Source organism: Endozoicomonas sp. ALE010 (assembly GCF_049310165.1).
Classification (GTDB): domain Bacteria; phylum Pseudomonadota; class Gammaproteobacteria; order Pseudomonadales; family Endozoicomonadaceae; genus Endozoicomonas.
In genome coordinates, this window is record NZ_JBLYNV010000023.1 from 66,682 (window position 1) to 77,394 (window position 10,713).

Sequence of the window (10,713 nt, forward strand, 5' to 3'; positions counted from 1 at the left end):
GCGAGGATGGCAGAAAATTGAGGATAAAAATTCCGTTTTGTGAGGTGAATAGCGGGGCTATTTGCCGAACAAAACGGAATTTTTAGACCAATTTGCTGCCACCGCACGACTGCATGACTGCATGGATGCAGGAGCTAGAGCAACGCAGGAGCAGTTGCCGCGTAGGGCAGTCTATTCTCGGACAGGCTCCTAGGTTCAGGAAGCACACTTCGCCAAATGTACCGATGGGACAGGCTGAAAAAGGAATAGAGGAACTATTTGATAGTTATTAAATCCAACAATAACCAATAAACATAAATTTATAATCACCTTATGACTATATCTTCAGTTAATCAGACTCCTGCGCCCGGTTCTCGCCCGGCTGATGATATTGTCAGCTTATTCAAGGATGGCAGATTAATGGTTCGGGCTGTTGATGCACGCAAGGGCAAATGGCTCGGCTGGGAAACAAAGCCGGTTACCCGGTTAAGTCCCCAATGCAACAACCCCTTAACTAAACATGGTGAAGAGCAGGTATTCAGTGGGGAATCATGGGTAGTGACCATGTTGGGACCAATAGAGAGGAATGAGGTTGAGCTGGCATGGGCCTATAAACATGATGCCTTTACCGATGCTCAAGGAGATTTTCAGCCGAACAAAACACATTCCAAACCGATAAAAAAAATCACGGATTACGTAACGCTGAACATCAAGATGGAAGAAAAATATTGGCAGAGCAAAACCATCTTCCCTGATACCAAAACCTCCGGGCGTATTGACAGCACAGGTTACCTGCTGCATCAGTTATCCAGCAGGCAAAACATCGAAAAAACCTACCCGGAAATTATTTGCCGCATTAATCTGGGTCTGATGCACTGCGGATATCTTCTCGACTTTAACCGGGAAGCTGCGTTTGACCGGGTCGCAGATATGATGCAAAACATTTTACTGCTGGAACTGGGAGATGACGCCAGTGCCGCTGGGGAATTTCGCCAACCTTTACGGCTGTCGGTATACGATAGCGAGCGGGGTGTGCTATTCCCGCCGCTCAAACTGCAGCGCCATGAAATAGAGGCGATTTCGGCAAACGCCAGAACATTCTCGAAATATGCTCAAACCATGGGGCAGGCTATCACGCTGTTCAAGGTGCTGGTGCAGTCCGGTGTTGATCGTTTTTTGCAGCTACTGATCAATATTCCGGAAAGTATCAAACCCGTAGCAGAGGCAGAAAAAAATCTGGACCTGATAAAAATATTATCTACCGGGGACATATTATGTAGCTTACCCGAATTACTGGAAGCGATAGAAAATGCCCGGTTACTTAATGTCAATCTACCTGTGCAGTTATTGGAAAAATTGATTAGTACGTCCTTTTTCCCTGCAAGTGATTTAAGAGACTTCAAAGACCGGGGAAACTGCATTTTCCTGGATATGGATTTATACGGAGATCGTTGGCAGGAGACAAAATCGAAGCTTGGCAAGCAAGCGCAGACTTGCAGGAAGGCATTGCTTAACAGGTTATTTGTCCCAATATTGTTGCAAGGTCATTGTGATCATTACTCCAATCGTAACCCATTAGTCGTCTGTCTTCTGATTGTCCATGGAACCAGGGTCGACTTTCAAAAAAAGCATCTTTCTAACGTGACCGGTAGCCTATGGCTGTTACTGGCAGCCAGGTATTTCTGCCAGGAGAGTTTGTTGACCCGGGATGAATTCAGGATTATCCGCCACGAGATCCTGTGGCAGATTAGCTGCAACAAGATGGTTTATACGGAACGCTTCTATACAGAGGTAAAGCCGGGGCAAATGGCACCCCCTGAGGGAATCCCGAATACTCTGGCTACGTTTATAGACAATCTGAAAAAAGTTTTGGCCCGTCAATCGGTATCCACCGGAGCCGACTGGGTTGAAAATCTGTGCCGGGAACTGATCGGCGAAAAAATATACCACCAGTTTTATCTGAACAAAAATGCTGACGGGCAAAAATTGCTGGATTACCTGCAAAATGGCTTATCGCCGCAGCGGTTTAACGATGAGCAGTTAATCGAGCATTTTCGCTACATGACCACTATCCCACTGTCAAACAATCCATTATTCAGCTGCTTAAAGATTTTTCACCAAGAACCCAAGGTAAATAATTTCTGCGTTATCCGGTTGCCTGATAAGGAAACCGGCCAGAGCGAATGGCTCGACAAATTTCTGACCGCCCCACCGAACTTTGTGCAAAGTGAGCTTGACCGTATTGACCACTATCCTGCCATCACCCGGGTAGCGGGTTGGCATTATTACCAGAACCTCCATCCCACCGTAGCAAAAGTCATACTGGAAGGGGGCAAACCCCGCTCCCGCAAAGTTCACGGCCTGGATCACGCCCTGCGAACCCAGCTGGCGACCGAGTTTCTTGTGGAGGTATTGCCTGACATTCATGCGCCATTTAAGGAACTGCTGAAAAACCAGCCCCTGCTGCAGGAATTACTGCCCATTGCCGAGCTATACCACGACGCAGTTGCTGAAGATGAGCATAAAGATGTGGAAGAGCGTCGTGCCGCTGAACTGTTCCAGCGTGATATGCAGAGTTTGCATCACTACCCGGATGAACTGATCGGGTTAGTATCCAGTGCCCTGAAAAATAAAAACAGCAACCAGATGCAGCCGGTCAGGGCTCCTTTCACCAGTGACCAGCAATGCTCCGCAGACGAATTACTGCTTCGTCAGGTGCTGCGCTTTGGTGATATCGTCGATATCGTCCGGGTCATCCCCTGCCGGGAGGATTTTCCCGCGATCCGACTGACGCCGGGTTTTGCAGAGCCCGGAGAGAACCGCTACTTTAACCCGGAAGCCATTGAGCTACTGCGCGTGGTCAATAAACCAGAGTTTACCCGGCTGATCCGGGCAGCACTGGTGAGCTTCAGGCATCTGGCCTGCATTACCGGGGGCTGGCACCACAAAGACGCCAACCCGTTCACCACGAAATACCGATTGCCGGTGGATAACACCAAACGGCGATTGATGATTGAACAGGCATCTGATCCGCAGCAGTGCATGCGCGACAGCCTGGATGATCTGGTTCGGCTGGTGATGGCAGCGAAAGCGGGCATCAAACCCTGCCTGACCGATCACCCCAAACGCTCGGACAACCTGCCTCTCCCCGATTGCTGGGACCCGAAAACCGGCTCAGCCGGTGCCTACCGAAAGCTGCACAATGAGCAGGAACTGAGACAGATTGAATTACCTGAAAATATGACCCTGACAGAAAAAATTATCGTGGCAGCGGATGAACTGAACCACACAATGTCCTTGCTATCACCTGCCACCCGCCACGGCATGCAATCAGAGATTGAGCGGTTACAACAGAAGGGTATCCTGCCCGCAATCGGTACGCCGCCGCAGTCCGAGCTTGAAAAAATATTTCGGCAGCCGGACTGCGCCGGTGCCCGGATACTGAATGAACGAGGACTAAAGGTGGTGTCTGATGAATATGACGGAAGGGTCGTCTATCGGATGAAGCCGAACGACCAGCAGCAACAAAAAAAGGCGGCACGGTGAGTTTAACCATGACGCCTGCTACCACGATAACGACCCAGCTGCCGCTAAGGAACAGTCCTGAAATAACTTCGAGATTTCAGTAAGCGCTGCCCGCAAGAGACAGGCCGCCTGTGCTTTTGTAGTTAGCGGCTAGTACATGGTTTAAATGAGTTTGACGTGTACAATCTCCGTTCACCCTGAGCGGAGTCGAAGGGTGCTTGGCACGATCTATCAGAGTCCGGAGTTTCCGCCTTTAGGCCCTATGGGTCCTTCGACAGCCTCAGGACGAACGGAGTGCGGAGGCACGACAACTCGTCAAATTCATTGAAACCATGTACTAGCGACCTTAACAAGTCCTCAGTCAAAGGCGGTATTTATTCCGAGACAATTCCTTAATATGACTGCGGCACACTCTCAATTAGCCAGTATTCCGCATACCTGCCGCAATACCGGCAATGGTGATCATCAATGCCTGTTCCAGCTCCTCGCCCACTTCCGCATCCTCTCCCGCCACCTTTTCATGGGAGCGAACCCGCTGCAGCAACTCAGCCTGAAGGAAGTTCAGAGGATCCGTGTAAGGGTTACGCAGGCCAATGGCTTCTTTGTTCTGCGGGTGTGATGACATCAGCTCATCCCCCTCTTTAAGATCCAGCAGCACTTCGATGGCAGACGACAGCATACGTCTGAGTTTTTCGCCCAGGTAGCGCAGATGATCAGGCACCAGCTGATCTTCATAATACCGGGCCAGCTGGGCATCGGTCTTGGTGAAGACCATCTCCAGCATTTCCAGACGTGCCTTAAAGAACGGCCAGTCGGTCATCATTGCTTCCAGCACATCCCGGTTGCCATTGTTGACCGCATTCTCCAGCGCTCCGCCACAGCCCAGCCAGGTTGGCAGCATCAGGCGAATCTGTGTCCAGGCAAAAATCCATGGAATAGCCCGCAGACTTTCCACGCCACCATTGGGTTTCCTCTTGGCGGGACGGGAGCCAAGCGGCAATTTACCCAGCTCCATTTCCGGCGTTACGGCCCGGAAGTAAGGTACGAAGTCAGGCTCTTCACGAACAATGCCCCGGTACACCTTCACGGAATCCGCTGACAACTGATCCATTACCTCACGCCATTCCTGCTTTGGCACTGGCGGTGGCAACAGGGTTGCTTCCAGTGTGGCGCTGGCATACAGCATCAGACTCTGGACGGCTACTTGTGGGAAGCCAAACTTAAAGCGGATCATTTCCCCCTGCTCAGTCACCCTCAGGCGGTTATTGACCGACCCCGGAGGCTGGGAAAGAATCGCCGCATGGGCCGGGCCACCACCACGGCCAATGGTACCGCCACGGCCATGGAACAAGGTCAACCGGACATCGGCCTCAGCGCATACCGCCGACACCTCTTCCATGGCGCGGTACTGAGCCCAGCCAGCCGCCATCCAGCCCGCATCCTTGGCAGAATCAGAATAACCAATCATCACCATCTGACCACCGTGGCAATAACCGCGATACCAGGGTAATGACAGCAGGTGACGAATACACTCCGCCGCGTTGTCGAGGTCGTCCAGTGTCTCAAACAGTGGTGCAATGGGCATGTCGAAATCCACGCCACACTCTTTCAGCAGTAGAGCCACCGCCAATACATCCGATGGCTGCTTGGCCATGGAAATCACATAGCAGTTCAGTGCCCTGGAGCCCTCGGCGGCTATGACACGACAGGTGTTTAAAACCTCCTGCACGTCCGGTGATGGCGACCACTTCAGTGGTCCTTTGGTATTCGGCAAGAGAGGTCTTGGGTTTTGCAGCTCTTTCAGCAGGAAGCTCTGTCTTTCCAGTTCTTCCCAGTGCTCATAATCCCCCAGACCCAGGGCCTTGGTCAGCTCGCTGAGCACCTGAGTATGACGGCCAGACTCCTGACGAATATCCAGTTTAATCAGCGTCAGACCAAAGCAGTACGCTCTTCTCAGGGTGTCCCGCAGAGGACCATCGGCAATAACCCCCAGGCCACAGGCATGGAGAGAGTCGTAACACAATCTTAATGGCTTGATCAGATCTTCATTATCAAGCATAACGCCCGCCGTCGGTGTTGCCGGTGCATCCCCGGGTCTGGCCAGACCTCGCTCACACCACTGACGGGTATGTCTCAGTTTTTCCCGCAACTCTTTTAACACAGACCAGTAAGGTTCCCGAGAGTCCCCCACAAGCGCCCGCAGCTCATCACTGCAATCGCTCATGGAAAGCTCACTGATCAATGGTTTCAGATCCCTTAAAAACAGGTCTGCCGCCATCCAGCGACTGAGCAGCAACACTTCACGGGTCACTTCAGATGTTACAAACGGGTTACCATCCCGGTCGCCCCCCATCCAGGAGGAAAAGTGAACGGGTACCGCCTCAATTGCCAAGCGGTGACCGGTGAATGCTTGCAGGCGGTCATCCATCTGACGGACAAACTGTGGCACTGCATGCCACAGGGAGTGCTCAATGGTGGCAAAGCCACCTTTTGCCTCATCAACTGGTGTTGGTCGTTTACTCCGAAACTCATAGGTATGCCAGGCCTGAGTAATCAGCTGGCGAATGCGCTGTTCAATGCGCTGCTGTTCGTTATCACTGAGCGACTGGTTTTCCAGGTCACTCAGGCACTGGAATATCTGCTCATATTTCTGAATTAATGTACGACGGGTTACTTCGGTCGGGTGTGCAGTCAGTACCACCTCAACATCCAGCTCTGATGCTTTCTCGGCAATCTGCTGATCGCTGAGACCTTTCTGCTTCAGCGCCTTGAGCAATTCACTGAAGTGATCAGGAACACAGTGGCTGGTTTCACAGTCTCTGGATACCAGGTGGAACTGCTCGGCAATATTGGTGAGATTCAGGAAATGGCTGAAAGATCGTACCACAGGTACCAGCTCATCATCAGGCAGGCTGTGCAGCAGGTCTAACAGGGCCTGCTGTTCATTCAGACCGTCATCACTCTCGGCATCACTGCGGGCCGCTTTGGACAACTGACGAATAGCCTCGATTTTATTGAAGAAGTCCTCTCCCTTGTGGTCGCGGATGACGTCACCCAGCAAGGTACCCAGCATATTGACATTTTGACGCAGCGACGATGGGTTCTCTGTTGGCTTTTCTGACATAGCTCTTTGCCTTTCGATGTTATTCCGGCCCACTTTGCCTCTGTAAGTCTTGGTAAGCCTGACTCGTATTAACCCACGACAATTTACTTGTTAAATGAGTACAACCAAGCGCAGCCTATACCAGATACACGTAAGAAAAAAGGGAAATCACCTACTCACAAAAAAAACCATACCCTCACAGTAAAACACCCTGTTCCCTTTCAATTTCTTCAATGTTCAACACAGTAAAACACCGTCGTTTTTATCAGCAAAGCGCAAGTCCACTGACATGGGAACACTGCCTCGTAAGAACCGAAACCAAAGTACGAAATACTGCGTCTAACCCTGATTCTATCTTCCACAGCAGACTTATAAGCTCTCAGGCAATGCAAGTTTTAACTCTGATTTCTACAACGCTTGTAAATATCCCAGGGGGAAACAATGAAAACTGATGACCAGGAGAAGGTCTCCATTGGAGCCTATATAACACTGGCATTTGCTGTCGTGTTCTTTTCCGGACTTCTGAAGTCAAATGAGTGGTACGGTGTCTTTGACTTCACCACCCTTAACGGCAGCTTTGGCAAGCTGATGAAAGACGCCACGGGTGGCATGGCCGCTTTCCGTGGTGTGGGTGGTAGCGGTGCGGCCGATGGTTTTTTGTTTGCCCTGGGTCTGGTACCAACGGCCATGTTCGCCCTGGGTATGATTGCAGTGCTTGAGCACTATGGCGCGCTGAAAGCTGCCCGTAAAATGCTGACACCCCTGCTTCGTCCTCTGATGGGTATTCCCGGTTCAACCGGTCTGGCCATTATCGGCAGTCTGCAGTCCACCGACGTGGGTGCGGGCCTGACCAAATCCCTGGCGGATGAAGGCGAACTGACTGACACAGAAAAAGATGTCTTTACTGCATTCCAGTTCTCCGGAGGTGCACTGATCGTCAACTTCTTCGGTTCCGGTGCGATACTGTTCACCCTGTCTGACACCACGGGCGCTGCCGTTCCCGGTTCTATTGGTCTGGCCCTGGCGGTAATGTTTATCTTTAAAATCGTCGGTGCCAACATTATGCGTTTCTACCTCAAGGCCATTGACAAGAAATCCGGCGAAAAAGCAATCACTGCGGAGGCTAACTGATCATGAGTGCTGCACCTGAAAGTAAAAAGATGATCACTGACGTCTTTGTTGAAGGCGCCCGTAAGGGTTGGGGCATTGGTATCGGGAGCATTATCCCAAATATCATGATGGCCTTCGTGATCATCAAGATTCTGTCTCTGACCGGTTTTCTGAAAGTTCTGGCCACCGTGTTTGGCCCGGTTATGGCGCTGTTTGGAGTACCCGGTGAAGGGGCTGCCGTACTGATGGCAGCGGTTATGTCCATGGGAGGTGCCGTTGGTGTTGCCGTAGGCCTGTTGAATGAAGGCGCCCTGCACGCCCGCGACATTGCCATTCTGGCACCTGCTATCTACCTGATGGGCTCCACCATTCAATACGCTGGACGTATTCTTGGTGTTATCGGGACGGAGGGTCGCCGTTACCCTGTCCTGTTTGGCATCTGCATCCTGAACTCCCTGATGGCCATGTTTGTCATGAATCTGCTGGTGTGAATCTTTATTCAACGCTATGATCCGGGTTCAACAATAAAAAAGCCGGGGACTTCCCCGGCTTTTTTTGTCTGGATGACTTTATATTTGTGAAGGTAGTTACCATGAATGAGAAAGATCCATTTGAAAGCCTTGCCTGTAACTGCGTAGAAGTTGGCACCATTATTAAAGAAGACGATACCGTATTGACGATCGATCTTTCTGGCGTCAATGCTGAATCACGATTTGATGCCCTGAAAGAAGAGGCGGCAAAAATCGGTTCCGGTAACTGCAAAATCTCTGCTGAAACCGTTGATCAACATGGCCAGACAGTGATTCACGCCATGTTTGAGTTTGACTGCACCGCTGAAAAGCTGATTTTTCAGATGAAGAACGCCTGATTCTCCAGCCAAAAAGACAGTCACCGGGCGAATGGTATAAACTGTTCGCTGGCTATCCACCTCGCACTCCTTGCCAGGCCTCCCGAAAATAAGCCAGACATTAACGCTCATGCCCAGACCCCTATGCCCTCGATGCCAACGCCCGGAAACGCAGTGTTACTGTTCAGCGCTGAAAGAAGAAATCGCCTGCATGGATATAATTATTTTGCAGCACCCCCGGGAGTCCAGGCACCCATTGAATACGGCTCGCATTCTGGAGCTGGGCATCGGTAATTGCGAGGTATGGGTGGGTGAAGATTTTAGATCAGCTATGTGTAGGCGAAACAGTTTTGCTGTCTTTAATGTACAGTATTGCTAACACCTCTGTCATGACGCTAATAAGAATGTTTGTATTATCCTAATTGCTTTAGCTATGGGATGGCGATCTGCCAGTTGTTTTTGTTTAAAGATAAGTAAAGCTGAGACCCTGAACTGACTGAGGTTTATGATGCTTGAGGCTTGGCACAAGTTAACCCATACGACTATGCAGCATAATTGCAGACTTGGTTGCAGTGATTTCCTTCTACCACTCAAATAAAAAGGTTTTGATCATGGATCGTACATTAAACTTTACCAGCCCTGCGCGCTGGAGCAATCAGTTAGCAGCTGAAGAAAATGTGGAACCTGCGACTGAAACATGGAGTACCAACACCGATGGCCAACTCCATCAGGTCGGAGATGGACAAAATCCCCCTTACGGTACAGATTATGCGCAGCAGCCCCTGTCCAGTCGGCATGTTACAGAATTACCTCCGAACAATTCAGCAAATCAGACTGCATCAGATTTGGTTCCTGCAGCAACTCCCGGGCAAGTACCAGCTCGCTCTTCCGGATGGACTCTCGAATTATTCAATGATTATTTGAGTTTTCACAAATGCCCTTATGAAAAAGATATCTTCGGAGATGATTTTTACTGGCAGGCGTTCCATCCATACTTTGAAATGTTCGATATTTTTTTTGATTGGGTCGCCACCGCGTACACGAAAGATGAAAACTACAATGGTGCAGCGAGATTACGTCAATACTTGCTACCAGAAGAGAAGCGTTCTATTGAAACCTTAAATCTTATCGGTGACACGCTTGTTTACGATGATGGAATGATTGGTTATCTGGGTCGAGTTTTAGAAATGTATCCCATTGATTCTCACCATCTTCGTCAACTGGAAGAAAAGTTTGTCGGCAACGAACTGGAGCTCGATAAGTCAGCTAACTTTGCCAAGCTCTCGGATGAAAGAAGAGAGTTTTATGCAAGCCACACTGCGAAAAAGGAAAAAAGCTTTTTTGATCACATCTATAGCTACCTTAAAGATAATCCCTACCGTTTAGAAAGAAATGGTGCATTAAAAGAGCTAATCAGTGATTTTGACAGGAATGGTGTTGGCCAGCCATTTCATGAATATGTCTTAGAAGGCATTGCCCTCACAAGAAAGCAACAACCTGGTATTGACATATCTTCCTTATCAAACAGATCCATATATGAATGTCTGGGTCATTTGGCTGTTTTTTGCAAACGCTGCCATAGTGCACTCTACCGGGTCGGAGTAGCGGATCAGTTTTATGTAATTTCCAGGCGGCAAGAACAAGAAAGACGTGATCAATCCTTGATGGCTTGATGATACACTACACGTTTGTCATGAATCTGCTGGTGTGAATCTTTATTCAACGCTATGATCCAGATTCAACAATAAAAAAGCTGGGGACTTCCCGGCTTTTTTTGTCTGGACGACTGTATTTTTGTGAGTAGTAGCCATGAATGAGAAAGATCCATTTGAAAGCCTTGCCTGTAACTGCGTAGAAGTTGGCACCGTTATTAAAGAAGACGATACCGTATTGACGATCGATCTTTCTGGCGTCAATGCTGAATCACGATTTGATGCCCTGAAAGAAGAGGCGGCAAAAATCGGTTCCGGCAACTGCAAAATCTCTGCTGAAACCGTTGATGAACACGGTCAGACCGTGATTCGCGCCATGTTTGAGTTTGACTGCACCGCTGAAAAACTGATTTTTCAGATGAAGAACGCCTGATTCTCCAGCCAAAAAGACAGTCACCGGGCGAATGGTATAAACTGTTCGCTGGCTATCCACCTCG

At 49.7% G+C, this 10,713-nt stretch carries 8 protein-coding genes; 7 read left to right on the top strand and 1 reads right to left on the bottom strand.

Features of this window, described 5'->3' with window-relative positions:
- Positions 1-312 precede the first annotated feature (312 nt).
- Positions 313-3,525: a hypothetical protein gene (locus tag ACO6UY_RS11610; RefSeq protein ID WP_422489999.1), complete on the top strand. Its 3,213-nt coding sequence runs from the start codon at positions 313-315 to the stop codon at positions 3,523-3,525.
- A gap of 397 nt (positions 3,526-3,922) precedes the next feature.
- On the opposite strand, the gene ppc is transcribed toward ACO6UY_RS11610, so the two are convergent.
- Positions 3,923-6,628: a phosphoenolpyruvate carboxylase gene (gene ppc, locus ACO6UY_RS11615; RefSeq protein WP_422490000.1), complete on the bottom strand. Its 2,706-nt coding sequence runs from the start codon at positions 6,626-6,628 to the stop codon at positions 3,923-3,925.
- A gap of 420 nt (positions 6,629-7,048) precedes the next feature.
- On the opposite strand from ppc, the gene ACO6UY_RS11620 reads away from it, so the two are divergent.
- From ACO6UY_RS11620 to ACO6UY_RS11645, 6 genes are all read left to right on the top strand, one after another.
- Positions 7,049-7,738 carry a nucleoside recognition domain-containing protein gene (locus ACO6UY_RS11620; RefSeq protein ID WP_422462371.1) on the top strand — a complete coding sequence of 230 codons (690 nt, stop codon included), beginning with the start codon at positions 7,049-7,051 and terminating at the stop codon, positions 7,736-7,738.
- A 2-nt stretch (positions 7,739-7,740) separates the two neighbouring features.
- Positions 7,741-8,208, top strand: coding sequence for a YjiG family protein (locus tag ACO6UY_RS11625; protein ID WP_422462373.1), 468 nt, complete (start codon positions 7,741-7,743; stop codon positions 8,206-8,208).
- A gap of 101 nt (positions 8,209-8,309) precedes the next feature.
- Complete coding sequence (locus tag ACO6UY_RS11630; protein WP_422450169.1) at positions 8,310-8,585, top strand: DUF406 family protein; 276 nt, start codon at positions 8,310-8,312, stop codon at positions 8,583-8,585.
- Between the two features lie 109 nt (positions 8,586-8,694).
- Positions 8,695-8,943 (top strand): DTW domain-containing protein, encoded by a 249-nt coding sequence (locus ACO6UY_RS11635; RefSeq protein ID WP_422450168.1) that lies wholly within the window; start codon positions 8,695-8,697, stop codon positions 8,941-8,943.
- A 232-nt stretch (positions 8,944-9,175) separates the two neighbouring features.
- On the top strand, positions 9,176-10,237 hold the full coding sequence (locus ACO6UY_RS11640) for a hypothetical protein (protein ID WP_422490002.1): 1,062 nt from the start codon (positions 9,176-9,178) through the stop codon (positions 10,235-10,237).
- Positions 10,238-10,373: 136 nt separating this feature from the next.
- Complete coding sequence (locus tag ACO6UY_RS11645; protein WP_422450166.1) at positions 10,374-10,649, top strand: DUF406 family protein; 276 nt, start codon at positions 10,374-10,376, stop codon at positions 10,647-10,649.
- The last annotated feature ends 64 nt before the right edge of the window (positions 10,650-10,713 follow it).